This is a genomic window from Anaerostipes butyraticus (genome assembly GCF_016586355.1).
Classification (GTDB): Bacteria; Bacillota; Clostridia; order Lachnospirales; family Lachnospiraceae; genus Anaerostipes; species Anaerostipes butyraticus.
Genome location: NZ_BLYI01000019.1, coordinates 1 through 330 on the forward strand (window position 1 = coordinate 1; position 330 = coordinate 330).

General features: G+C 46.1%; 1 protein-coding gene. It reads right to left on the bottom strand.

Annotated elements, in window-relative coordinates; all coding sequences use genetic code 11:
- The coding region (locus JMF81_RS16350; protein ID WP_243282529.1) for a DDE-type integrase/transposase/recombinase at window positions 1–330 on the bottom strand (330 nt) is incomplete at both ends.

The window sequence follows — 330 nt, forward strand, 5'->3', positions numbered from 1 at the left end:
CTATCATGGACACGAGCATCTCTCTGCTTGTAAAACGCCTGCCATAATAACGTTCCCTTTTTATGATCCCCCAGAATCCTTCCATCGGACCATTATCAATACATTTTGCGACTCGTGACATGCTCTGTATCATCCCTGCTGCTTCCAGTCTTGCATGAAATGCCCTATTCGTATATTGGAAACCCCTGTCACTATGGAAAAGCGGATGGGCATCAGGATCTGCCTGGATCGCTGCATCAAAAGTACGGAATACCAGATCATTATTATTAGAGTCGCCTATGACGTAGGATACGATCCTCCTGTCGTATAAGTCGAGGATGGCGCTCAGAT